Here is a 23,978-nt window from a genome sequence, read left to right on the forward strand (position 1 = left end):
CTCCTCAATGGAGCGGCCACGGGCCCGGACCGGCCGCGGCTACTGGTTCGCGGGCCTCGACCTGATGACGCGCGGGTTCAGGTCCTTGTGCACGGCCCGCGCGACCGCCTGGATGGTGTTGACGCCGTCGCTCATCGTCTTGTTGTCCTGGGTGAGCACCGTGAGCACGTAGTCGTGGCCGTTGCCCGTGAAGGCGCCGATGCTGTGCACCCGCCAGCCGTGGGTGGCCCGCTGGAGCCAGCCGTTCTTGAGCTGGACGGTGGCCGTGGCCGGGGCTCCGGCGGGTGTTCCCCAGCGCTGCGCGGGGATGACCTTGCGCATCAGCCCGAGCTCGTAGGCGCGTGCGTTGTCGCTGAGCACGGAGTTCTTCGCGGTGAGCAGGCTCAGCAGCCGCTGCTCGTCCTGCGCGGTGATCTGGGTGAGCCCCCAGTAGCCGCCGGACCCGGGTGTGGTGTGTGTCATACCGGCCGCTTTGAGGAACGCCGCGACCTTGGCGGCGCCGAGCTGCTTCCACAGACCGGTGGTGGCGTTGTTGTCGGACTTGGTGATCATGGCGGTGCTGAGGGTGGTCTCGCGCTGGGTGAGGTGGCGGTTGTGCTTGGCGCTGTCCCAGAGCAGCGTGGCCAGCACGGTCGCCTTCACGACACTCGCGGAGTCGTACTTCGACGTGGACCGCAGCGTGCACGTCGTGCCGGTGGTGCGGTCCTGGAGCGCCACCGCGGTGGTCGACTTGCGCCCCTTGAGCGCCGCGGTGATGTCCTTGGACAGCTTGGCGGCGAGTCCGGCCCGGCCCGAGGTGCAGCTCGCCGTCGGCGTCGCGGCGGCGGCGGGCGCGGCGCCGAGCGCCACGGGTGCGAGCACGCCGGTGGCCAGCGCGGCGCAGAGCGCGCCGCGAGCACGGCGGGATATGTGAGGTGTGGTCATTGATGCGTTCCCGTCCCCTGAGTGATTCCTGCGGGCGCCCCCCGGCACCCCCGTCAGAGATGACTCGCGGACAGCCGGAAAGTTGTATGCGCCGGGATCAACGGGACGCGCCCGGAGCCCGTTACGGCTCCGGGTGCGACACGGCCGGCGTCCGGGCGCTCAGAGGTGCGTCGGCTCGAACATCCTGAGCAGCGCCGGGAGTACGACGACCGAGGGGCCCGGCTGCGCGAAGGACTTGGCCAGGTCGTCCGCGAGCGTCTCGGGGCTCGTACGGACCGCCGGGACGCCGAAGGACTCGGCGAGTGCGACGAAGTCCGGGCGGGACAGTTCCGTCCCGGTGGTCTCGCCGAAGTCGCCGGTCATGTACTCGCGCAGGATGCCGTAGCCGCCGTCGTCCACGATGAGCCAGGTGACCGGGAGGTCGTGCTGGCGGGCGGTGGCGAGTTCCGCGAGGGAGTACATCGCGCCGCCGTCCCCGGAGACCGCCAGGACCGGCCTCGTGGTGTCGGCGGCCGCCGCGCCGATGGCCGCCGGGAACCCGTAGCCGAGGCCGCCGGCGCCCTGGGCCGAGTGCATGGTGTTGGGGTGGCGGGCGTCGAAGGCGGACCAGGCCCAGTAGGCGAGGATCGTCATGTCCCAGAAGCTGGGGGACGTGTCGGGCAGGGCCGCCCTGATCTCCGCGACGAGGTGCTGTTCCAGGGTGAGCCCCTGGGCGGCGATCCTGTCCCGTACCCGGCCGAGCACTTCGGCGACGCGCTCCGCGGCGGCCGGGTCCGTGCGGGGGGTGACCGCTTCGAGGAGGTCGGCCAGGGCGTCCCTGGCGTCGGCGTGGATGCCGAGCGCCGGGTGGTTGGACTCCAGCTTCCCGGCATCCGCCTCGATCTGCACGACCCGGCCGCGCGGGGCGAACGTGTGGTAGTTCGAGGAGAGTTCACCGAGTCCGGAGCCGACGACCAGGACGACGTCGGCGTCCTCCAGGAAGTCCGTGGTGTGCCGGTCCTCCAGCCAGGACTGGAGCGAGAGCGGGTGCTCCCACGGGAAGGCGCCCTTGCCCCCGAAGGTGGTGACGACCGGGGCGCTGATCCGCTCCGCGAGCGCCCGGAGCTTGCCGGACGCGTCGGAGCGTACGACCCCGCCACCCGCGATGATCGCGGGCCGCTCGGCGTTCGACAGCAAGTGGGCGGCCACCGCGATGAGTTCGGGGCGGGCGTGCAGTTCGCGCGGGGTGGCGTCCATCGCGGTGACGACGGGCAGCGTCGTCTCGGCCAGGAGCACGTCCTGCGGGATCTCGATCCAGACCGGGCCGTGCGGGGCCGTCAGCGCGGACTCCCAGGCGGCGGCGATCGCGGACGGGATCTGCGAGGCGGCGCGCACCGTGTGGACGGACTTCACGATGTCGCGGAACGACGCCTGCTGGTCGCGCAGTTCGTGCAGGTAGCCGTGGCGTCCGCCGCCGAGTCCCGCGGTCGGGATCTGGCTGGACACGGCCAGTACGGGGGCGGACGCGCTGGCCGCCTCCTGGAGCGCGGCGAGCGAGGTGAGCGCGCCCGGCCCGGTGGACAGCAGGAGCGGGGCGACCTCGCCGGTGATGCGCCCGTAGGCGTCGGCGGCGAAGCCCGCGTTGTTCTCGACGCGCAGGCCGACGTAGCTGAGGGAGGAGCGGCGCAGCGCGTCGAACATGCCCAGCGCGTGCTGTCCCGGCAGCCCGAACACGGTGGTCGCGCCGAGGCCCTGGAGGGTCTCGACGACGAGGTCGCCGCCGTTGCGGCCGGGCGGGGGGTTCAGCGCGGCGGCGATCTGCGCGGGGGTGAGCTCGGGCCGCTCGTCGTGGTGGTCGTGGCTCACTTCTGCCCGGCCTCCTTCTGCTTCTGCCCGGCCTCCGCGATCTGGCGGGTCATGATCGTCGTCAGCTCGTACGCGGTGTGCGAGGCGGCGACGGACGTGATCTCGGCGTGGTCGTACGCGGGGGCGACCTCGACCAGGTCGGCGGAGACCAGGTTGCAGGAGGACAGCCCGCGCACGATTTCGAGCAGCTCGCGGGAGGTGAGGCCGCCGGCCTCCGGGGTGCCGGTGCCGGGGGCGTGCGCCGGGTCCAGGACGTCGATGTCGATGGAGATGTAGAGCGGCCGGCCGCCGATGCGCTGACGGAGCTGGTCGGTGATCTCGTCGACGCCGCGCCGCATGACGTCGGCGGAGGTCACGATCCCGAAGCCCATCTTGGCGTCGTCGGTGAGGTCCTGCTTGCCGTACAGCGGGCCGCGGGTGCCGACGTGGGAGAGCGCGGAGGTGTCGAGGACGCCCTCCTCGACGGCCCGGCGGAAGGGGGTGCCGTGGGTGTACTCGGCGCCGAAGTAGGTGTCCCAGGTGTCGAGGTGCGCGTCGAAGTGGAGCAGCGCGACGGGGCCGTGCTTCTTGGCGACGGAACGCAGCAGCGGCAGCGCGATGGTGTGGTCGCCGCCGAGCGTCATCAGGCGGGCGCCGGTGCCGAGCAGCTGGTCGGCGGCGGCCTCGATCGTCTCGACGGCCTCGTTGATGTTGAACGGGTTGGCCGCGATGTCCCCGGCGTCGGCGACCTGCGCGAGGGCGAACGGCGAGGCGTCCTGTGCCGGGTTGTACGGGCGGAGCAGCCGCGAGGCCTCCCGGATCGCGTTGCCGCCGAACCGGGCGCCGGGCCGGTAGGAGACCCCGCTGTCGAAGGGCACGCCGACCACGGCGACATCGGCCCGGCCGACCTCGTCGAGCCGGGGCAGCCGGGCGAACGTCGCCGGCCCCGCGTACCGGGGGACGCGGGAGGAGTCGACGGGTCCGCGCGGCGTTTCTGTGCTGCTCATGGGGTGGCTGGCCTTTCCTTCGATGACGCGCTGCTTCGAGTGTGCCGGATCGCCCGGAACGGCACGGAAGCACGCACACGGGTCCACTGATGACGCTAGGCGGCCGGACAGCCGGCCTGAAGTGTACGTTTCATCTATTCTCGCCGCACTGAACGGATGAACCATCCATGCCGGAACTCTCCGCAGGACCGACGGCGCCGCCGACCCCGCCCGTCCGGCTGACCGAGCTGCTCGCCCGGGAGGAGCTCGGGCTGCGCGGCATCGCGGGGCCGCCGGAGGCGGAGCTGCTGTGGGTGCACACCTCGGAGATGGCCGACCCGTACCCGTATCTGCTCGGCGGCGAGCTGCTGCTGAGCGCCGGGGTGCTGCTCACGGACCCGGACACCTATGTGTCCCGGCTGGTGGAGGCGGGGGCGGCGGCGCTGGGTTTCGGGGTGCGGCCGGTGCACGAGGCGGTGCCCGCGGAGCTGGTCGCGGCGTGCGACCGGTACGGGCTGCCGCTGATCGAGGTGCCGCCGGAGACCCCGTTCACGGCGATCGCCCGCGCGGTGTGGCGGCTGATGGCCCAGGCCCGGCTGCGCGAGCTGCGCCGGGTGACGCACGCCCAGCAGGCCCTGGCGACGGCGGCGGCCAGGACCGATCCGGTGCCGGCCGTGCTGCACCAGCTGGCGGCCCAGCTGGAGGGGCGGGCGGCCCTGCTCACGGCCGACGGCGAGGAGCTGCACGCGGCGGGCCGGACGCCGGCCCCCGGCGTGCGGGCCGCGCTCACCCGGCTCTCCCGGGTGGTCGCGCCGGCCGTACGCCCCGCGCCCGCCTCGGCCACCGACACCCTGGGCACCGCCCATCTCGCCGCGTACGCGCTCGGCGGCGGGCAGGGGCTCGTCCTGACGCTGGCGACGGAGCGGCGCGAGCCGGGCGACCACACGGTGGCCGGGATCGCGGTCGTGCTGCTCTCCCTGCTGGCCGCCCCGCACCAGGGCGCCGACGCCGCGGGCCGCTCGGCGGCGCTGGTCCGGCTGCTGCTGGGCGCGGACCCGGCGGGCGTCGCCCCGCTGCTGGGCGGCGCGGAGCAGTGGACGGTGGTGCACGCGCGCCGCAGCGGCGGCGGCCCGGTGGACCCGCTCACGGCCGGGGCGCTCGGCGCGGCCCTGGGCTCGGCGCTGGTCGACGCGGGCCGGGGCCGCGACGCGGTACGGGTACTGGTGCCCGGCGGCGACCGGCTCGCCCCGCAGCCCGGCTGGACACTCGGCGCGTCCGCCCCCGCCGCGATCACCGCGCTGGACGTGGCCGACGCCCAGGCCGCACGCGCCCTCGGCCGCGCGGAGGCGACCCGCACCCCGCTCTCGTACCACCGCGCGGACACCGGCCGCGGACTGGCCGCGCTGATCCCGAGGGAGGCCGCGGAGGCGCACGCCCGTGCCCTGCTCGCCCCGCTGGCCGAGCCGCTGACGGAGACCCTGCGCTGCTGGCTGAGCCTGCACGGCAGCTGGGACCGCACGGCGACCGCCCTCCAGGTCCACCGCAACACCGTCCGCCAGCGCATCGGGCGGTGCGCGGTGCTGCTGGGGGTGGACCTGGACGACATGGACGTGCGGACGGAGTTGTGGGTGGCGCTGCGGCTGGGGTGAGCGCGGGCGCGCGCCCCGCCGTCAGCCGGGCAGGACCGCCGCCGCGTCATGGAAGGACCGCCGCAGGGGCGTGATGCCGTCGCCGTCGCGGCTCGGGTGCACCCGGTTGGTCAGCAGCACGGCGTAGCGCGCGGCCGCCGGGTCGATCCAGAGGCTGGTGCCGACGAATCCGGTGTGTCCGTAGGAGTCGGGGCCGAACACGGTGCCGGCGGGCGAGCCAGCCGGGTCGCGGCCCTGCCAGGCGAGGGCGCGCCGCAGCGTCAGCCGGTCGGTGTGGGCGGACGCCATGAGGGCGAGGGTGGCGGGGCGCAGGATTCCGCGGCCGCCGTCGGTGAGCGCGGCGCCCAGCCGTTCCATGTCCGCCAGCGTCGAGAACAGCCCGGCGTGCCCGCCCACCCCGCCGAGGACGACCGCGTTCTCGTCGTGGACCTCGCCGACGACCGTCCGGCCGCGCCACGGGCAGTCCTCGGTGGCGACGGCCCGCGCGCGGAGCCCGGGGCCCGGACGGAACACGGTGTGCCGCATCCCGAGGGGCGCGCACACCAGCTCGTCCACCAGCTCGTCCAGTGGCCGGCCCGCCGCGGCCGCGGCGATCAGGCCGAGGACGATGAAGCCCTGCGAGGAGTACTGGACCCGGGTGCCCGGCGCCGCGGTCGGCGGCAGCAGGCGTATGGCGTCCAGCAGGGCGGCGCGGGTGGAGTGCTCGCGGTAGAGCGGCACTTGGCCGGGGATGCCCGAGGTGTGGGTGAGCAGTTGGCGTACCGTCAGCTCCGCCTTGTCGCCGCCGCGCCAGCCGGGCAGGTGTGCGCCGACGGTGTCGTCGAGCGTCAGCGCGCCGCGCTCGGCCAGCGCCATGACGGCCAGGCCGACGATCGGCTTCGTCACCGATGCCAGGTCCCACGACTCGTCCCCGTCCAGGGCCGGGCCGTCCCAGCTGCGGGTGCCCGTCCAGCCCCGTTCCAGCGGTCCCGCCGGACCGCCGACGGACCAGGCGGCGGCCGAGTAGACCCGCCGGTCCCGTCCGCCGGTGAGGAGGTCCTCGATCACGCTCATGCCAGCTCACCCCGGATGACCGTGCCCATCGAGCCCAGGGTCGGCGTCCGCGCGCCGAGGCCGGCGGAGACCGTGCGGGCCGCGGCGCGCACCATGGGGCCGAACGTCTCCAGGTTCGCCGCGTCCATGGTGAACATCGGGCCGGAGATGCCGATGGCGCCCGCGACCCGGCCGTCCGGCCCGAGGACCGGCGCGGCCACCGAGCGCATGTCCGGCTCGTCGTACTCGTCGTCGACGGCGTATCCGCACCGGGCGGCCTCCGCCACGAGCGCCTGGAGCGCGGCGGGTTCGGTCGGGGTCCGCGGGGTGCGGGCGTCGAGCTCCGTGGTGCCGAGGAGGGCGGCCGCCTCCCCGGCCGGCAGCGCGGAGAGCATGGCGAGCCCGACGCCGCTGGCGTACAGCGGAGTCCGGTGCCCCGGCCGGGCGCCCGTCCGGTACTCGCGGGCGGGCTCCGACTGCACCAGGTAGACGGCGTCGGAGTCGTGCCGTACCGCGAAGGACGCGACATGGCCGGTGCGCCGGCGCAGATCGGCGAGGACGGGACCGGCCAACTCCAGTACACGGCCCTCGTTGAGGGCGGCGGCGGCCAGGCCCAGCAGCCTCGGCCCCGCACGGTAGCTGCCGCCTTCCTCGGGCTCGGCGAAACCGTGTTCGGCCATCGTTCTCAGCAGACGGTGGACGGTCGGCTTGGCGAGGCTCGTGCGCCGTGCGATCTCGCCCAGTCGGTGCGGGGCGCCGGGCTGGACCAGGGCCTCAAGCACCTCCATGGCCTTGTCGACGGGCCCCTTCACGGGCTCCTGCTCCACTGATCGGGTGTTGACCGCTTTCACCATGTGGCCTAGCTTAACCCAATCGCATTCCATCAGCCGGAACGGAGGTGTTGTTCAATGGAACGAATCCGCCAGGGGCGCACCGTGGACCGCAGCAAACTCCCCCGCCGCGACGTCCTGCGATCGGGCGGGCTGCTGCTCGCCGCCCTGGGCGCCACGCCGCTCTTGAGCGGTTGCGGCTCCACGACCGGCGCGGACGGAGCCGGCAACGTGCTGCGGGTCTCCCAGCCGGGGGACCCCAAGACGCTGGACCCGCAGAAACAGGGCGACATGGTGTCGATGAACGTCCTGATCAACATCTTCGACACCCTCACCACCCGCGGCCGGGACAACGAACTGCACGCCAGGCTCGCCCTGTCCTGGACCGCCACCGATCCGCTCACCTGGCGGTTCGAGCTCCGGCCGGGCGTCACCTTCCACAACGGGGAGGTGTGCGACGCACACGCCGTCGCCTTCAGCATCAAGCGGCTGCTCGACCCCGCGACCAAGTCACCGATCGTCGAGCTGCGTTACGTCAAGGACGTCACCGTCGTCGACCGGCTCACGGTGGACATCCGCACCAGCGTCCACGATCCGATCCTGCCCGACAAGCTCTCGCTGTTCGGCGGGGTCGTCGTGCCGCCCCGCTACCTGTCCGAGGTGGGCGACGCCGGATTCGCCGAACACCCCGTGGGCACCGGGCCGTTCACCTTCGTCAGCTGGCAGCGCGACCACCAGCTGCGGATGCGGGCCCACGCCGACCACTGGCAGGGCCGCCCGAGCGTCGACGGCCTCGTCTTCAGCCCGGCACCCAACCCCTCCTCCTCGCTCGCCGCGCTCCAGAGCGGCGGCGTCGACCTCGTCGCCGGGCTCACCCCGGACGCCGCACAGCAGCTCGACGGCTATCCGGGGGTGACGCTGGACGGCTTCACCGGGGTCCGCACGTCCTACATCTCGCTCAACACCCTGGAGAAGGGCCCGCTCCAGGACCGCCGGGTGCGCCAGGCGCTCAACCACGCGGTCGACGTCCCCCTGCTGATCAAGGCCGTGCTGGGCGGAAAGGCCACCGAGACACCGGCGTTGGTCCCGCGCGGCGCGTTCGGCTTCGATCCGTCCGTCAAGGCGTTCCCCCGGTCGGTGAAGACCGCTCGCGCCCTGCTCGCCGAAGCCGGCTACCCGCACGGCTTCTCCACCACGCTCACCGCGTCCAACATCGACTCCAACGTCGCGGAAGCGCTCTCCGGTCTGCTGGCCAGGGCCGGGGTCAGGGCCAGGGTCAACCTCCTCGACCCCGGGACGTACGCGGCCAGCCTCACCTCCGACAACCGGGGGGCGCTCGGCCCGATGTACCTGGCGGCCAGCACCGTCTGGACCATGGACGGACAGAGCGTCATGCAGTCGAACGTGCGCAGTGACCGGCGGCAGAGCCGCTGGCACTCCAAGGAGGCGGACCGGCTCATCGACATCGAGGAGCTGTCCCCGGAGCCCGCCGAGCGCAAGAAGGCGTTCTCCGACCTGCAACGGCTGCTGCGCGAGGAAGCCCCCTTCGTCTTCCTCTACCAGCTCGACAACATCTACGCCCGCAACGACCGGCCCCACTGGAAGCCGGGATCAGCAGGCGTCCTCGCGATGGAGAGCGCAGAGGTTTCCCGATGAGCGATCTCCTCACCGCCCCGACCGCCGCACCGGCGGACAGGAAGCCGGGCACCCGCAGGGCACGGCTGCTGTACACCGTGCTGAAACGCCTGGGCACCGCACTGCTCGTGCTGCTGTGCACGGCGACCGTCTCCTTCTTCCTGGTACGCCTGTCCGGCGACCCCGTGAAGATCCTGCTGCCGCCCGACGCCACCGCCCAGCAGGAGAGCGTCCTGCGCGCGTCCCTCGGCCTCGACCGGCCGCTGTTCACCCAGTACGTCGACTTCCTCCGGGGCCTGCCCCGGCTCGACTTCGGCAACTCGCTGGTCTACAACCAGCCCGTCAGCGAGATCCTGGCCGACCGGCTGCCCGCCACCATCGAACTCGCCGCCGCCGCCCTGGCGGTGACCCTCGTCATCGCCGTCCCGGCCGGCATCCTCGCCGCGATGCGGCGCGGCCGCGGCACCGACCGCACCGTGATGACGAGCGTCCTCATCGGCCAGTCCACCCCTCCGTTCTGGGTCGGCATCCTGCTCATCCTGACGTTCGCCGTCTGGCTGCACGCCCTGCCCGCCTCCGGGTACGGGAGCTTCGCCAACCTGGTCCTGCCGGCCGTCACCCTCGCCATCTACTCCATCGCCGTGGTCGCCAGACTGCTGCGCTCCTCACTCATCGACGTGCTGTCCTCCGACCACATCCGCAGTGCCCGCGCCAAGGGCTTCGGACCGCTGAAGGTGGTCCTGTCCCACGGGCTGCGCAACGCCTCGCTGCCGGTGGTGACCGTCGTCGGCCTGGAGGTGGGCAACCTGCTCGGCGGCGCGATCCTCACCGAACGCGTCTTCTCCTGGCCGGGAGTCGGACAGCTGACCATCGAGGCGATCTCCAACCGCGACTTCCCGCTGGTCCAGGCGACCATCCTGTTCTTCGCCGCCACCTTCGTCGTGGTGAACCTGCTCGTCGACCTCTCCTACAGCTTCCTCGACCCGAGGGTGAGGACGTCACGATGACCGCCATCTCACCGACCGCGACCGACCGGGCCACCGCGGCGGAACGGGACACCTCCCGGTTCACCGCCCTGCGGGCCCTGCTGCGCAACAAACTCGCCGTACTGGCACTGGCGCTGCTCGTACTCCTGCTGGCCGCCGCCCTGTTCGCCCCGCTCGTCGCACCCCACGACCCCAACGCGCAGAACCTCCTGGCCCGGCTGAAGCCCCCGGCCTGGGCGGACGGCGGCAGCCGGACCAACCTGCTCGGCACCGACCAGCTCGGCCGCGACATGCTCTCCCGGGTCCTCTACGGCACCCGCGTCTCGCTGCTCGTCGGCGCCGGCGCCGCGCTGCTCGCGGGCGTCATCGGCACCGTCGTGGGGCTGGCCTCCGGATACTTCGGCGGCTGGGCCGACCGCGCGCTCATGCGGCTCGCCGATGTCCAGCTCGCCTTCCCGGCCATCCTCCTGGCCCTGACCATCGTCGGCTTCCTCGGCTCGGGCCTCTGGTACGTGATCCTCGTGCTCGGCTTCACCGGCTGGGTGTCCTACGCCCGCGTCGTGCGCTCCGAGGTGATGTCCCTGCGGTCACGGGACTTCATCACCGAGGCCCGCGCCATCGGGGTCACCGACGTCACCATCATGCGCCGCCACCTGCTCCCCAACGTCATGGCTCCCCTCGCCACCATCGGCACCCTGCACGTGGCCGCCGCGATCGTGGCGGAGGCGTCCCTGAGCTATCTGGGACTGGGCGTACCGAAGGAGACGGTCACCTGGGGCGGCATGCTCGCCGACGGCCAGCTCTACCTGGGCACGTCCTGGTGGGTCGCCGTCTTCCCCGGCATCGCGCTGATGCTCACCTCACTCGCCGTCAACATCACGGGCGACGCCCTGCGGGACGTCGCGGACCCGAAGGCGTACCGCCGATGACCATGGACCGAACCGAGACCACCGCCCCCCGCCCGCCGGCCGATTCCGCCCCGTTGCTGGAAATAGCGGGCCTGAGCGTCGACTTCCGGCTCGAGACCTCCACCGTGCACGCGGTGCGGGACGTCTCCCTACAGGTCCACGCCGGGGAGACCCTCGCCGTCGTGGGCGAGTCGGGCAGCGGGAAGAGCGCCACCGCCCTGTCCGTCCTCGGCCTCAACCCGTCCCCTCCGTGCGTCGTCCCGAACGGCCGGATCATGTTCGGCGGGCAGGACCTGCTCACGCTCACCGAGAAGGAACTCGGCCGGATCAGGGGCCGTGAGATCGCCATGGTCTTCCAGGACCCGATGACCTCGCTCGATCCGCTCCAGCGGGTGGGCGCGCAGGTCGCCGAGGTGCTCCGGCACCACACGGGCGCCTCGCGGGCCGAGGCCCGGCAGGCCGCGCTCGCGGCACTCGACGAGGTCGGCATCCCCGAACCGGAGCTGCGCTACCGGCAGTACCCGCACGAGCTGTCCGGCGGGCTGCGCCAGCGCGTGATGATCGCGACGGCGCTCGTGGCGCGGCCGCGGATACTCATCGCGGACGAGCCGACCACCGCCCTGGACGTCACCGTGCAGCGCCAGATCCTGGATCTGCTCGTGGAGCTCCAGCGCAAGCACGACATGGCGGTCGTCCTCATCACGCACGACCTCGCCGTGGTGGCGGAGAGCGCCGACCGCGTGGTGGTCATGCACCAGGGCAGGGTCGTCGAGAGCGGCGACGTACTGGACGTCTTCGACCACCCGGCCGACGACTACACCCGCCGGCTGCTGGCCGCGACCCCGCGCCTGGAGGCGGCATGACGACGACCACGGGCACCCCGACGCCCGCCCGCCCGGCCCTCCTGGAACTCGTCGGCCTGCGCAAGGAGTTCGGCAGCAGAACGGTGAACGTCGCCGTCGACGACGTCTCGCTGGAGGTGTACGAGGGCGAGACCCTCGCCCTGGTCGGCGAGTCCGGCTGCGGCAAGACCACCCTGACCCGGCTGCTGCTCCAGCTCGTGCGGCCCACCTCCGGGAGCGTGCACTTCGACGGGCGTGACCTCGGCGCCCTGACCCCGGCCGAACTGCGCGGCGTGCGCCGTCAGATGCAGGTCGTGCTCCAGGACCCGTTCTCCAGCATGAACCCGCGCATGCGCGTCACCGACATCGTCGCCGAGCCGCTGGTCACCCACGAACCGGCGGCACGCGGCCGGCGCGCCAGGCCGCGGACCAGGGAACGGGTCGGGGAGCTCCTGGAGGCCGTGGGGCTGAGCGCCGCCCACCAGGACCGCTATCCGCACGAGTTCTCCGGCGGGCAGCGCCAGCGGATCTCCATCGCCCGCGCACTGGCCCTGGAACCCCGCCTGCTCGTGCTGGACGAGCCCACCAGCGCCCTCGACGTCTCCGTCCAGGCCACGGTGCTCGACCTGCTGAAGGACTTGCAGCGGCAGCACAACCTGACCTACGTCTTCGTCTCGCACAACCTCGCCGTCGTCCGGCAGGTGGCCGACCGGGTCGCGGTGATGCGGCGCGGCCGGCTGGTCGAGGTCGGCGAGGCGTCGGCGGTCTTCCGCAGCCCCGAGCACCCTTACACGCGGCAGCTGCTCGACGCGGTGCCGGTCCTCGACCCACGCAGGGGCCGCCGGGCCGCCGCGCGGATGTCCCGGACCGCCGAGGAGGACCGGTGAGCCCCTCGGCGGGGCCCCGCGGGCACCGCCTAGAGGTGGGACAGGACGAGGCCGGCGCCGCCCAGCAGCGCCACGTCGTCGACGGCGGCCGTGCTCACCAGCACCCGCGGCTCCTCGGCACCGGTGGGGGCGCCGGCCACCCTGAGCCGCCGCTCCACCTCCGCCCGGAAGGGCTCACCGCCCTCGCGGGCCTCCCCGTGCAGGATGAACAGACCGGGCGCGAAGAGCTGCTGCACGTTCACCAGGCCCAGGGCCAGGTTGTGCGCGTACTCCCGCACCACCTCCGCGGCGGTCACGCCGCCCCGACGCACCAGCGCCTCCAGCGACGTCTCGGGGAGGCCCGCGGCCCCGGCACGGGCCCGCAGCCAGCCGGTCGTGGCGAGGGTCTTCCAGCAGCCCCGGCTGCCGCAGGTGCAGGGCTCACCGCTGGCCGACACGGTCATGTGGGCCCCGCTGCGGCCGCCCGGCGGCGCCAGCACCTCACCGTCGTAGAGGACGCCCACCCCGAGCACCGCACCGGTCGAGACGGAGGCGAAGGTCCGCCGGCCGCGGCCCTCGCCGAACCAGCGGTCGCCGAGGACCTGGAGCCGTGCCCGGTGCTCCACCCGGACGTTCGCGCCGGTGATGCGGCCCAGCCGGTCCGCCACCGGGTAGCGGCGCAGGCCGGGGACGTCGTTCACCTCGAGTATCAGGCCCGTCAGGGGGTCGACGAGTCCGGCGGCCGCCACCCCGATCCCCACCGGGGCGCGGCCGGCGAAGAGCCCGCAGGCCGCGGTGAGGGCCGCGTCGATGTCCGCGGGCGTGGCGGTGGCCGCGTCGTACGACGTCTCGGTCCTGTCCAGCACCGTGCCCGCCATGGACAGCAGGGCCGCCCTGACCCGTCCGGGCAGCAGTTCCACGGCCCCCAGCGTCTGCGGAGCGCGAGGCGCTGCCGGTTGCGGAGCGGCGTCGGGCACCAGACGCAATGACGAACGTTCGTGGACCATGCGCCGACTCTGCCACGGCCCCGTTTGAGAGAGATAGCACTGTGAGCCAACTGAGACTGAACGAACTGACCTGGCAGGAAGTACGACGGGCCGGTGAGGACCGCGTCGCCCTGCTGCCCATCGGCTCGCAGGAGCAGCACTCCCTGCACCTGCCGATGGGCACCGACACCATCCTGGTCGAGGAGGTGCTCGACCGGGCGCTGGAGCTGCTGGCCCGGGAGGCCTCGGGGCCCGCCCCGGTGCGGCTGCCCGCGCTGCCCTTCGGGCACAGCCCGCACCACTTGTTCGCCGCGGCGGTCTCGCTGTCCGCCGCCACCCTGGGCGCGGTCCTGGACGACATCCTGGACTCGCTCGTGACCAGCGGGTACCGCCGGATCATGGTGGTCAACGGGCACGGCGGCAACGACGAGATCATGCGCCTGGCCGTGAAGCGGCTCGCGCTGCGTGCGGAGGTGACCGTCGCCGCGTGCTCGTACTGGACGCTGGGCACGGGTGAGAGCGGTTCGGACAGGCCCGGTGTCACACCGGGGCACGCCGGCTGGTTCGAGACCTCGCTGATGCTCGCGGCCCGTCCGGACCTGGTGCGCACCCCGGTGCCGGCGCGGCCTCCGGTCGAGCCGCCGCCCCTGTTCGACCACCCGCCGCATCCGGGGCTGACCGTGGAACGCCACGGCGAATGGGCCCGCGTCGGCGGGTCGACGGACGACGCGTCCGGCGCCGACGCGGACACCGGCGGCCTGCTGCTGGCGGAGCGGGCGCGGGGCCTGGCCCAGGCGATCCGCGCCTTCGACGAGACGACGCGCTGAACGCGGTGTCCGGGGCGCGGTCCCGCCCCACGCGCCCCACGCGCTCCCGGCCCCACCAACCGGGCATTCCCCTATGCGAGGAGAAGAAATGAAGATCATTGACGTCGAGGTATGGGTCGTCAACCTCCCACTGGTCAACCCCTTCACCAGTTCGTTCGAGACCAAGACGGGAGAGACCCGCACCGTCGTCCGGATACGGACCGACGAGGGCGTCGAGGGGTGGGGCGAGACGATGTGGGGCCGGCCGGTCGCCGCGATCGTCCGGTCGATGGCACCGGACCTGATCGGCACCAGCCCCTTCGCGCTGGAGAGCTTCCACCGCAAGCAGCACATGGTGCCGTTCTTCTACGGCTACCTCGGCTACGCGGCCATCGCGGCCATCGATGTCGCCTGCTGGGACGCGATGGGCAAGGCCACCGGTCAGTCCCTCACCGATCTGCTCGGCGGGGCGGTGCGCGAGGAGGTCCCGATCACCGCGCTCATCACCCGCGCGGACGCCCCGGGTGCGGCGGGCCCGGCGCTGCCGGCCGCCATGGCGGAGCACGCCGCCCGTGTCGTGTCCGAGGGGGGCTTCCAGGCCGTCAAGCTGAAGGGCACGAGGGACACCTCGGGCGATGTCGCCATCCTGCGCGCGGTGCGCGAGGCGCTGCCCGACGTCGACCTCCGGGTCGATCCGAACGCGGCCTGGTCCGTGCCGGACTCGGTGCGCGCGGGCATCGCGCTGGAGGAGCTGGACCTGGAGTACCTGGAGGACCCGTGCGTCGGCATCGAGGGCATGAGCCAGGTCAAGGCGAAGGTGCGCATCCCGCTCTGCACCAACATGTGCGTGGTCCGCTTCGAGGAATTCGCCCCCGCCATGCGCCTGAACGCGGTGGACGTGATCCACGGTGACGTCTACAAGTGGGGCGGTATCGCGGCGACGAAGGCGCTCGCCTCGCACTGCGAGACCTTCGGCCTGGGCATGAACCTGCACAGCGGGGGCGAACTCGGCATCGCGACGGCCGCCCACCTGGCCGTGGTGGCCAGCACACCGGTACTCTCCCGCGCGATCGACAGCATGTACTACCTGCACGCGGACGACATCATCGAGCCGCTGCACCTGGAGAACGGCCGGCTGCGGGTGCCCACCGGCCCCGGTCTCGGGGTCACCGTGGACGAGGACAAGCTGCGGCACTACGCCGCGGTCAACGAGCGGGAAGGCGACCTGACCGGATGAGCGGCGGCGAGGACACGGTGCGCACGGTCAAGGAAGCGGTACGGACGGACGGCGCTCCGCGGCCGGCCGGGGCCTACTCCCAGGGGGTGGCCGCGGGAGGGTTCCTGTTCACGGCCGGGTTCGGCCCGCAGGACCCGGAGACGGGCGCGGTGCCGGAAGGCGTACGGGCGCAGACCGCCCAGGTGCTGCGCAACGTCGGGGCGGTGCTGGCCGAGCACGGTCTGACACCGGAGCACGTGGTCAAGGTCACCGCGCACCTGGAGCACCTCAAGCGGGACTTCGCCGAGTACGACGCCGCCTACGGCGAGTTCTTCACGGCGCCGTACCCGGTCCGCACCACGGTCGGCTCGGACCTGATGGACATCCTGGTGGAGATCGACGTGGTGGCCGTCGTGCCCGGCTGACCGCTCCCGGTGACCCCGCCGCCGCGGGGGCGCCGTCGCGCCGCGTCGGCCTGCTCATAGCCTGGTCGCAATGATCGAGACCGGTGGCCCCGCCGCCGCCCCCGCGGCGGCGGCGGGGCCACCGGTCCGCCGAGGAGACGAACGCATGCCGCTGCTGGAACCCAAGCCCGAAGCCCTCCGCCCCGGAGCGGCCGACCCCACCGCCCCCGACCGGGTCCCGGACGGCCGGGCCGCCGGTACCCCTCAGCCGCTGCGGGACGGGCTGACGGCTCTCCTGGGGCCGGGCAAGGTGCTGTGGAAGGTCTCCGATCTGGTCAAGTACGCCTCCGACGCGAGCCCCTACCGCTTCGTCCCGCAGGTCGTTGTGCTCCCCGAGAACATCGAGGACGTCTCGGCGGTCCTGTCCTACGCCCGTGAACACGGCCGTGACGTGGTCTTCCGGGCCGCGGGCACCAGCCTCAACGGCCAGGCACAGGGCGAGGACATCCTGGTGGACGTGCGACGGCACTGGACCGGCATCGAGGTCCTGGACGGCGGCGCGCGGGCCCGCATCTCGCCCGGCACCACCGTCATGCGGGCCAACGCCACGCTCGCCCGGTACGGGAGGCTGCTCGGCCCCGACCCGGCCAGCGCCATCGCCTGCACGGTCGGCGGAGTCGTCGCCAACAACGCCTCGGGCATGACCGCGGGCACCACGCGCAACTCCTACCGCACCCTGTCCTCCCTGACCTTCGTGCTGCCCGGCGGGACCGTGGTGGACACCGCCGCCCCCGGCGCGGACGCCGACCTGGCACGGGCGGAACCGGAACTGTGCGCGGGGCTGCTGGCGCTGAAGGCGGAGATCGAGGCCGACGCCGCGCTCACCGCCCGGATCAGGGCCAAGTACGAGATCAAGAACACCAACGGCTACCGGCTCGACGCGTTCCTGGACGGCGCCACCCCCGTGGAGATCCTGCGCGGGCTGATGGTCGGCTCGGAGGGCACCTTCGGCTTCATCTCGGAGGTCGTCTTCGACACCCTGCCGCTGGACCGCCACCTCTCCACCGCACTGCTCTTCTTCCCCTCCCTCACCGCGGCGGCGGCCGCCGTCCCACTGTTCAACGAGGCGGGCGCCATCGCCGTCGAGCTGATGGACGGCAACACCCTGCGCGCCTCCGTCAGCGTCCAGGGCGTGCCCGCCGACTGGGCCGGGCTGCCGAAGACGACCGCCGCGCTGCTGGTGGAGTTCCGGGCTCCGGACGAGGCCGGCCGGCAGGCCCACGAGGAGGCGGCCGGCGAAGTCCTCCGCGGGCTGGAGCTGGTGCGGCCCGTCACCTCGGTCACCAACGAGTTCACCCGCGAGGCGAAGGTCATCTCCGGCTACTGGAAGGCCCGCAAGGCCTTCGTCACCGCGGTCGGCGGCTCCCGCCCCGCGGGCACGACCCTGATCACGGAGGACTTCGCCGTCCCGCCCTCCCGGCTGGCCGACGCCTGCGACGCGCTCCTGACCCTCCAGGCCGAGCACGGGTTCGACGCCGCCGTCGCGGGCCACGCCGCCCACGGCAACCTGCACTTCCTGCTCGCCTTCGACGCGGCGAAGCCCTCCGACATCGACCGGTACGCCGCGTTCATGGACGACTTCTGCAAGATGACCGTGGAACGCTTCGACGGCTCCCTCAAGGCGGAACACGCCACCGGCCGCAACATCGCCCCCTTCCTGGAACTGGAATGGGGCCCCCGCGCGACCGAACTGATGTGGCGCCTCAAGCAGATCATCGACCCCGACGGGGTACTGGCCCCCCGGATCGTCCTGGACCGCGACCCCAGGGCCCATCTGCGCGGCCTCAAGACCATCCCCCGGATCGAGGCCGTCGCCGACCCCTGCATCGAGTGCGGGTTCTGCGAACCGACGTGCCCCAGCCACGACCTGACCACCACCCCCCGCCAGCGCATCGTGCTGCGCCGGGAGATGAACCGCCAGCCCGCCGGCTCACCCGTCCAGGACGCGCTCCTGGACTCCTACGGCTACGACGCGGTCGACACCTGCGCGGGCGACTCCACCTGCAAACTCGCCTGTCCGGTCGGGATCGACACCGGCGCCATGATGAAGGACTTCCGCCATCAGCGGCACTCCCCGCGCGAGGAGCGGGTCGCGGAGATCTCCGCGACCCGGTTCAAGGCGGTGGAGGCCTCGGCCCGGATCGCCGTCGCCGTGGCGGACAAGGTGCCCGACAAGCTGCTGCGGAGCCTCACCGGGCTCGCCCGCCGGGCCGTGCGCCCCGACCTGGTCCCCGAATGGCTGCCGGAGATCCCCGGCGCCGCCGGGGGCGGTTCGCCCGCCACCACCCGTGAGGGCGCGAGCGCGGTCTACTACCCGGCCTGCGTCAACCGCATCTTCGGCGGACCCGACGGCGAGGAGACGCCCTCGCTGCGGCAGGCCGTCGTCGACGTGTCGGCCCGCGCGGGCAGGCCGGTGTGGATTCCCGAGGACGTCGGGGGCACCTGCTGCGCGACGATCTGGCACTCCAAGGGGTACGACGACGCCAACGCGGTGATGGCCAACCGCATCGTCGAGGCGGCCTGGGGCTGGACCGACGCCGGACGGCTCCCGCTCGTCGTCGACGCCTCCTCCTGCACGCTGGGCATCGCCCACGAGATCGTGCCGTACCTCACCGAGGCCAACCGGGAGCTGCACCGCGGGCTGACGGTGACCGACTCCGTCGTCTGGGCCGCGGAGGAACTGCTGCCCGGCCTGACCGTCCTGCGCAGGACCGGCTCGGCCGTGCTGCACCCCACGTGCTCGATGGAGCATCTGGACGACGTGGCGCACCTGCGCGAGGTCGCGGAGGCCTGCGCGGAGGAGGTCGTCGTCCCGGACGACGCGGGGTGCTGCGCCTTCGCCGGTGACCGCGGGATGCTGCACAAGGAGCTGACGGCCTCGGCGACCGCGAAGGAGGCCGCGGAGGTGACCTCCCGCCACTACGACGCCCATCTCTCCGCCAACCGCATGTGCGAGATCGGCATGGACCGGGCCACGGGGCGTACGTACCACTCGGTACTGATCGAACTGGAACGGGCGACGCGCCCCTGAGCGGCACGGGTCGCACCACGGCGGCGGGGTGGAGCGCACGTGCTCGGTATCACCCTGGACAGCTCCATGACTGACGGGTAACTTTTGACCATGGCTGAGCAAGCGCTTAGCCGGTGACGAAGCCGAACCAGCCGACCAGGGAGGCACCCCGTGCGCCGTACGGTATTCAACGAGGACCACGAGGCGTTCCGGGAGACCATCCGCGCCTTCATCGCGGCCGAGGTCGTGCCGGTGTACGACGAGTGGTTCGCCGCCGGCGTGGTGCCGCGCGAGTTCTACGGCAAGCTCGGCGAGCTGGGTGTCTTCGGCATCACGGTGGACGAGGAGTACGACGGCGCGGGCATCGACTCGCACAAGTACGAGGCCGTCATCTACGAGGAGACCGCCCGCGCGGGCGTCTCCTTCGGCGGCTCCGGGGTGCACACCCTGCTCGGCCTGCCCTACATCAAGATGCTCGCCACCGACGAGCAGAAGAAGCGCTGGCTGCCGAAGTTCACCACCGGCGAGGAGATGTGGGCCCTGGCGATGACCGAGCCGGGCACCGGCTCCGACGTCGCGGGCATGAAGACCACCGCCAAGCTCTCCGAGGACGGCACGCACTACGTCCTCAACGGCGCCAAGACCTTCATCACCGGCGGGGTGCACGCCGACCGCGTCATCGTCTGCGCCCGCACCTCCGCCCCCCGCGAGGACGACCGCCGCTTCGGCATCTCGCTGTTCGCCGTCGACACCAAGTCCGCGGGCTACTCGGTGGGCCGCAAGCTCGACAAGCTCGGCCTGCGCACCTCCGACACCGCCGAGCTGGCGTTCGTCGACGTCAAGGTCCCGGCAGAGGACCTGCTCGGCGAGGAGAACAAGGGCTTCGGCTACCTCGGCACCAACCTGGCCTCCGAGCGCTGGGGCATCGCCTTCGGCGCGTACGCGCAGGCCGCGGCCGCCGTCCGGTTCGCCAAGGAGTACGTGCTGGACCGCACCGTCTTCGGCAAGACCGTCGCCTCTTTCCAGAACACCAAGTTCGAGCTGGCCGCCTGCCAGGCCGAGGTCGACGCGGCGCAGGCCGTCGCCGACCGCGCGCTCGAAGCGCTGGACCAGGGCGAGCTGACCGCCGCGGAGGCCGCCTCCGCGAAGCTGTTCTGCACCGAGGTCGCGCACCGCGTGATCGACCGCTGCCTCCAGCTGCACGGCGGCTACGGCTTCATGAACGAGTACCCGATCGCCCGCCTGTACGCGGACAACCGGGTCAACCGGATCTACGGCGGCACCAGCGAGGTCATGAAGTCGATCATCGCCAAGTCCATGGGGCTGTAGAGCGGCTACGTTCTTCTCCATGAGCACCGCACCCGACCCCCTGCTCGATCTGCTCCAGCTACTCGACCTGGAACAGATCGAGCGGGACATCTTCCGGGGCACGAGCCGTTCGGCACTCGTGCCCCGCGTCTTCGGCGGACAGGTCGCGGCCCAGGCGCTGGTCGCCGCGGGCCGCACCGTCCCGGCCGACCGGACCGCCCACTCGCTGCACTCGTACTTCCTGCGGGCGGGCGATCCGGGCGCGCCGATCGTCTACAGCGTCGACCGCATCAGGGACGGGCGTTCCTTCACCACCCGGCGGGTCGTCGCCGTCCAGCACGGGCAGCCGATCTTCCACCTGTCCGCGTCCTTCCAGACGTACGAGGAGGGCCTGGAGCACCAGGCGGACATGCCGGCCGCACCCGACCCGGAGACGCTGCCCACGGCCGCCGAGATGCTGCCGCGCCACGCGGACCGGTTCAGCGACCCGGGTGTCGTGGAACGGCTGATCGAGGCACGGGCCGCGGTCGATCTGCGGTACGTGGACGCCCCACCGTTCGGCACCGTCGGGGAGCCGCGCGAGCCCCGCTCGCAGGTGTGGTTCCGTACCAACGGCAAGCTGGCGGACGACCCGCTGCTGCACGTCTGCATGGCCACGTACGTCTCCGACATGACGCTGCTCGACTCGGTGCTCCTCGCCCACGGGCGCGGCGGCTGGGCGGTCGGCGACGTGGTGGGCGCGAGCCTGGACCACGCGATGTGGTTCCACCGGCCGTTCCGGGCCGACGAGTGGCTGCTCTACGACCAGGAGTCGCCGTCCGCGTCCGGCGGGCGCGGGCTGGGCCAGGCCCGTATCTACACCCAGGACGGCCGGCTGGCGATCACCGTCATCCAGGAGGGCGTGATCCGGGTCCCCCGGACGGACTGAACGGGCCCCGGCCGCGCGTCGGACATGCCGGGCCCGGCTGCGGACATACTCCCCACCATGAGTGACGAGAAACCAGCCGGCGGCGAGTCCACGTTCACCGTCGTCGTCGCGGCGGCCGCCAATCTCGGCATCGCCGTGGCGAAGGCCGTCGCGGGGCTGATCAGCGGATCGAGCGCGATGCTCTCCGAGGCGGCCCACTCGGTGGCGGACACGGTCACCGAACTGCTGCTGCTCACCGCGCTCAAGCGCAGCGAGAAGCCCGCCGACGAGGAACACCCGCTGGGGTACGGCCCCGAGCGGTACATCTGGGCGATGCTCGCCTCCGTCGCCACCTTCGTCGGCGGCGCGGTCTTCTCGGTCTACGACGGCGTCCACACCCTGGTCGAGGGCGAGGACCTCGGTGATCCGCTCGTCTCGTACATCGTGCTGGGCGTGGCCTTCCTGCTGGAGGGCTACTCGCTGCGCACCGGGCTGCGGCAGGTCCGCCGGGAGGCCCTGCGGCTGGGCACCCCCGCCACCCGCTACTTCCGGCTCACCCCGGACACCGCGGTCAAGGCCGTGGTGATGGAGGACTCGGCGGCGCTGGTGGGTCTGCTGCTGGCCGCGGGCGGACTGCTCGGGGGCCAGCTGTCGGGCTCCGGGGTCTGGGACGGGGTCGCGTCGGTCCTGATCGGCGCGCTGCTCGTGTACGTGGCCTGGGTGCTCGGCCGGTCCAACGCCCAGTTGCTGATCGGCCGGCCGGTGTCGCAGTCGATGCGGGCGGGGGTGCGGGAGGAGCTGCTGACGGTGCCGCACATCATCGACGTACTGGAGCTGACCACGCTCATCCAGGGGCCGGCCGAGATCCTGATCGCCGCCAAGGTCGACTTCCGGGACGTGGCCAGTGCCGAGCAGGTCGAGTGGGCCTGCGAGGAGGCCGAGCAGCAGCTGCGGGAGCGGTATCCGTCGATCCGGCGGGTCTATCTGGACCCGACGCCGGGACTGGCACAGCGGCGCCGGGCCCGTGCCGCCGGGCGGGACCCGTCGGCCGGGCCCGGTGCGGGCGCGGGCTGAGCGGGGGCCGGACCCCCACGGGTCACCAGGTCGTGGCCAGGGCGGCGGCCGCCGCCGCCAGTACGACGAGGGCGGCGTTCAGCCCGGTCTGCCGGGCCTCGCCCCGGGACAGGTGCAGGCCCGCCGCCATCACCTGGAGCACGGCCAGGCCGATCGCGGCCGCCGTCGCGAGGCCGGGCACGATGCCCGTGAGCGGCGGCAGTACGAGGCCCGCGGCGCCGAGGATCTCGACGGCGCCGATGACCCGGACCAGCGGCATCGGAACCGTGTCCACCCAGCCCATCATGGGCGCCAGCCGCTCCTTGGACTGCACGGCCTTCTTGCCGCCGGAGTACAGGTAGAGGACTCCCAGGAGTCCGGCGACGATCCAGTAAGCGATTTCCATGTGCGTCCTCCGTCATGGTGACGACTTGTCCGTAACCACATGGTCGGTAACTATGGGAACGCTTACAAAAGGCACACCGGTGTGCGTTGCGAACAGGGGACGCCATGTCGAAGTACCGCAGCACCTGCCTCATCCGCGGCGACGGCGGCCGGGCGATCCGGGGCATCCTGGACCGCGTCGGCGACAAGTGGACCCTGCTGGTGGTGGCGACCCTGGACGGCGAGCGGATGCGCTTCACCGAGCTCCAGCAGCGCATCCCGGGCATCTCGCAGCGGATGCTCACGCGTACGGTCCGGCACCTGGAGCGCGACGGTCTGGTGACCCGCACGGCGTACCCCGAGGTCCCGCCGCGCGTCGAGTACGAGCTCACCGCGACGGGACGCACCCTGATCGGGCCCGCCGTGAAGCTGGCCGAGTGGGCCGTCGACAACAACCCCGGCATCGAGCGGAGCCAGGCCGCCTACGACGCGCAGAACCCCTGAGGCCCCGCGCGGGCGCCCCGGCTCAGAGCAGTCCGGCCGCGTCCAGCAGGTAGTCCGTCATCGGGTCGTAGAACCGCGGGTCCAGCACGTGGTCGTCGAGCGGGACGGCCACCTGGAGGGTGCCCTCCGACTCCCCCAGGAACAGCGCCGGGTCGTTGCAGTCCGCGTACCCGATGGCGTCGAGGCCGCGCTGCGCCGCGCACCCGGCCCAGCCGTGGTCGGCGACGACCAGGTCGGGCATGGGGCGCCCCTCCCGCTCCAGGCCGTCCAGGATCGCCGCCATCGGGGCCGGGGAGTGGGTGTGCCAGAGGGTCGCGCCGCGCTCCTGCACGGCGACGTCCGCGAACTGGAAGACCATGCCCTCGTCCGCCATCAGCCCGGACGGAATCCGGACGATCTCGCAGCCGGCGGCCCGCAGCGCGGCCGCCGTCAGGCGGTGGACGTCCAGCAGGCCGCCCGGGTGCCCGGTGGCGAACAGCACCCGCTCGGACCCGTCGGCCGCCTTGCGCAGCCGGGCCGCCGCACGGTCCAGGGCGGCGACGGTCAGCTCGGGGTCGATGGTGTCCTGGCCGAACCGGTGCTCCGGGTCGTCGCTGACCCCGCACCGCTCGGCCATCACGGCCAGCACGTCCTGCTCGTCGCGCCACCGGTCGCCGAGCTCCAGGCCAAGCCAGAAGTGGCGGTCGCCGTTGGCGAGCTTGCGGTAGTGGGAGAGGTTGTTGTCGCGGGGGGTCGCGACGTCTCCCGCGATACGCGTACGGACGAGGTGTTCGACGAGGGCGGCGCGGCTGGGTATCGGCATGAACCCATTGTGCCGTCAGGTGTGCGCTGTGTGCCGTTCGTATGAAGCGGTCGGCG

General features: G+C 72.7%; 22 protein-coding genes. 14 read left to right on the forward strand and 8 right to left on the reverse strand.

All coding sequences use genetic code 11. The features are described 5' to 3' along the window. Nucleotides 1-39: 39 nt before the first annotated feature. From ACIO3R_RS02055 to speB, 3 genes are all read right to left on the reverse strand, one after another. Entirely contained in the window at nt 40-924 is an 885-nt protein-coding gene (locus tag ACIO3R_RS02055; protein ID WP_402102360.1) for a serine hydrolase, read from the reverse strand. 159 nt (nt 925-1,083) lie between these two features. Next, entirely contained in the window at nt 1,084-2,769 is a 1,686-nt protein-coding gene (locus ACIO3R_RS02060; protein WP_385036804.1) for a thiamine pyrophosphate-binding protein, read from the reverse strand. Beyond that, the gene (gene speB / locus ACIO3R_RS02065) at nt 2,766-3,755 is read right to left on the reverse strand and encodes an agmatinase (RefSeq protein WP_402102364.1); all 990 of its coding nucleotides are present in this window, start codon (nt 3,753-3,755) and stop codon (nt 2,766-2,768) included. Before speB ends, ACIO3R_RS02060 begins: the two co-directional genes overlap by 4 nt. 167 nt (nt 3,756-3,922) lie before the next feature. Here speB and ACIO3R_RS02070 point away from each other — a divergent pair, with 167 nt between their 5' ends. Next, on the forward strand, nt 3,923-5,383 hold the full coding sequence (locus tag ACIO3R_RS02070; protein ID WP_402102367.1) for a PucR family transcriptional regulator: 1,461 nt from the start codon (nt 3,923-3,925) through the stop codon (nt 5,381-5,383). A gap of 21 nt (nt 5,384-5,404) precedes the next feature. On the opposite strand, the gene ACIO3R_RS02075 is transcribed toward ACIO3R_RS02070, so the two are convergent. Next, nucleotides 5,405-6,436 (reverse strand): serine hydrolase domain-containing protein, encoded by a 1,032-nt coding sequence (locus ACIO3R_RS02075; protein ID WP_402102370.1) that lies wholly within the window; start codon nt 6,434-6,436, stop codon nt 5,405-5,407. Beyond that, nucleotides 6,433-7,269 (reverse strand): IclR family transcriptional regulator, encoded by an 837-nt coding sequence (locus ACIO3R_RS02080; RefSeq protein ID WP_402102373.1) that lies wholly within the window; start codon nt 7,267-7,269, stop codon nt 6,433-6,435. The genes ACIO3R_RS02075 and ACIO3R_RS02080 overlap by 4 nt, the downstream gene beginning before the upstream one ends. A 54-nt stretch (nt 7,270-7,323) precedes the next feature. On the opposite strand from ACIO3R_RS02080, the gene ACIO3R_RS02085 reads away from it, so the two are divergent. Genes ACIO3R_RS02085 through ACIO3R_RS02105 form a run of 5 tightly spaced genes read left to right on the forward strand, consistent with a single transcriptional unit; the run spans nt 7,324 to nt 12,503 of the window. Next, complete coding sequence (locus ACIO3R_RS02085; RefSeq protein WP_402102376.1) at nt 7,324-8,901, forward strand: ABC transporter substrate-binding protein; 1,578 nt, start codon at nt 7,324-7,326, stop codon at nt 8,899-8,901. Next, on the forward strand, nt 8,898-9,887 hold the full coding sequence (locus ACIO3R_RS02090; RefSeq protein ID WP_385036815.1) for an ABC transporter permease: 990 nt from the start codon (nt 8,898-8,900) through the stop codon (nt 9,885-9,887). Before ACIO3R_RS02085 ends, ACIO3R_RS02090 begins: the two co-directional genes overlap by 4 nt. Continuing rightward, complete coding sequence (locus ACIO3R_RS02095; protein WP_385036817.1) at nt 9,884-10,795, forward strand: ABC transporter permease; 912 nt, start codon at nt 9,884-9,886, stop codon at nt 10,793-10,795. Before ACIO3R_RS02090 ends, ACIO3R_RS02095 begins: the two co-directional genes overlap by 4 nt. Beyond that, nucleotides 10,792-11,637: an ATP-binding cassette domain-containing protein gene (locus tag ACIO3R_RS02100; RefSeq protein WP_385036819.1), complete on the forward strand. Its 846-nt coding sequence runs from the start codon at nt 10,792-10,794 to the stop codon at nt 11,635-11,637. The genes ACIO3R_RS02095 and ACIO3R_RS02100 overlap by 4 nt, the downstream gene beginning before the upstream one ends. After that, complete coding sequence (locus ACIO3R_RS02105) at nt 11,634-12,503, forward strand: ATP-binding cassette domain-containing protein (protein ID WP_402102381.1); 870 nt, start codon at nt 11,634-11,636, stop codon at nt 12,501-12,503. The genes ACIO3R_RS02100 and ACIO3R_RS02105 overlap by 4 nt, the downstream gene beginning before the upstream one ends. Nucleotides 12,504-12,532: 29 nt before the next feature. Here ACIO3R_RS02105 and ACIO3R_RS02110 read toward each other — a convergent pair whose 3' ends face one another. Next, on the reverse strand, nt 12,533-13,468 hold the full coding sequence (locus ACIO3R_RS02110) for an ROK family protein (RefSeq protein ID WP_385036829.1): 936 nt from the start codon (nt 13,466-13,468) through the stop codon (nt 12,533-12,535). A 62-nt stretch (nt 13,469-13,530) separates the two neighbouring features. On the opposite strand from ACIO3R_RS02110, the gene ACIO3R_RS02115 reads away from it, so the two are divergent. From ACIO3R_RS02115 to ACIO3R_RS02145, 7 genes are all read left to right on the forward strand, one after another. After that, nucleotides 13,531-14,295, forward strand: a complete 765-nt coding sequence (locus tag ACIO3R_RS02115) for a creatininase family protein (protein WP_385036823.1) — start codon at nt 13,531-13,533, stop codon at nt 14,293-14,295. A gap of 88 nt (nt 14,296-14,383) precedes the next feature. Then, nucleotides 14,384-15,511, forward strand: coding sequence for a mandelate racemase/muconate lactonizing enzyme family protein (locus tag ACIO3R_RS02120; RefSeq protein ID WP_402102384.1), 1,128 nt, complete (start codon nt 14,384-14,386; stop codon nt 15,509-15,511). Further along, a complete protein-coding gene (locus ACIO3R_RS02125; RefSeq protein ID WP_385036827.1) occupies nt 15,508-15,915 on the forward strand; it encodes a RidA family protein in 408 nt (135 codons plus the stop codon). Before ACIO3R_RS02120 ends, ACIO3R_RS02125 begins: the two co-directional genes overlap by 4 nt. Nucleotides 15,916-16,060: 145 nt before the next feature. After that, nucleotides 16,061-18,985, forward strand: a complete 2,925-nt coding sequence (locus tag ACIO3R_RS02130) for an FAD-binding and (Fe-S)-binding domain-containing protein (RefSeq protein WP_402102946.1) — start codon at nt 16,061-16,063, stop codon at nt 18,983-18,985. 150 nt (nt 18,986-19,135) lie between these two features. Then, nucleotides 19,136-20,293, forward strand: coding sequence for an acyl-CoA dehydrogenase family protein (locus ACIO3R_RS02135; RefSeq protein ID WP_123471245.1), 1,158 nt, complete (start codon nt 19,136-19,138; stop codon nt 20,291-20,293). Nucleotides 20,294-20,312: 19 nt separating this feature from the next. Beyond that, nucleotides 20,313-21,200: an acyl-CoA thioesterase II gene (gene tesB, locus ACIO3R_RS02140; RefSeq protein WP_385036331.1), complete on the forward strand. Its 888-nt coding sequence runs from the start codon at nt 20,313-20,315 to the stop codon at nt 21,198-21,200. A 57-nt stretch (nt 21,201-21,257) separates the two neighbouring features. Next, nucleotides 21,258-22,253: a cation diffusion facilitator family transporter gene (locus tag ACIO3R_RS02145; protein ID WP_402102391.1), complete on the forward strand. Its 996-nt coding sequence runs from the start codon at nt 21,258-21,260 to the stop codon at nt 22,251-22,253. Between the two features lie 22 nt (nt 22,254-22,275). Here the strand turns inward: ACIO3R_RS02145 and ACIO3R_RS02150 are convergent, their stop codons facing one another. After that, nucleotides 22,276-22,638 carry a DoxX family protein gene (locus ACIO3R_RS02150; protein WP_385036333.1) on the reverse strand — a complete coding sequence of 121 codons (363 nt, stop codon included), beginning with the start codon at nt 22,636-22,638 and terminating at the stop codon, nt 22,276-22,278. 104 nt (nt 22,639-22,742) lie between these two features. Between ACIO3R_RS02150 and ACIO3R_RS02155 the strand changes: the two genes are divergently transcribed. Next, complete coding sequence (locus ACIO3R_RS02155) at nt 22,743-23,120, forward strand: winged helix-turn-helix transcriptional regulator (RefSeq protein WP_385036334.1); 378 nt, start codon at nt 22,743-22,745, stop codon at nt 23,118-23,120. Nucleotides 23,121-23,142: 22 nt separating this feature from the next. Here the strand turns inward: ACIO3R_RS02155 and ACIO3R_RS02160 are convergent, their stop codons facing one another. After that, nucleotides 23,143-23,922, reverse strand: a complete 780-nt coding sequence (locus ACIO3R_RS02160) for a phosphatase (RefSeq protein WP_385036335.1) — start codon at nt 23,920-23,922, stop codon at nt 23,143-23,145. Between the last annotated feature and the right edge of the window lie 56 nt (nt 23,923-23,978).

The sequence above is a fragment of the Streptomyces sp. NPDC087428 genome, from assembly GCF_044744085.1.
GTDB lineage: Bacteria > Actinomycetota > Actinomycetes > Streptomycetales > Streptomycetaceae > Streptomyces.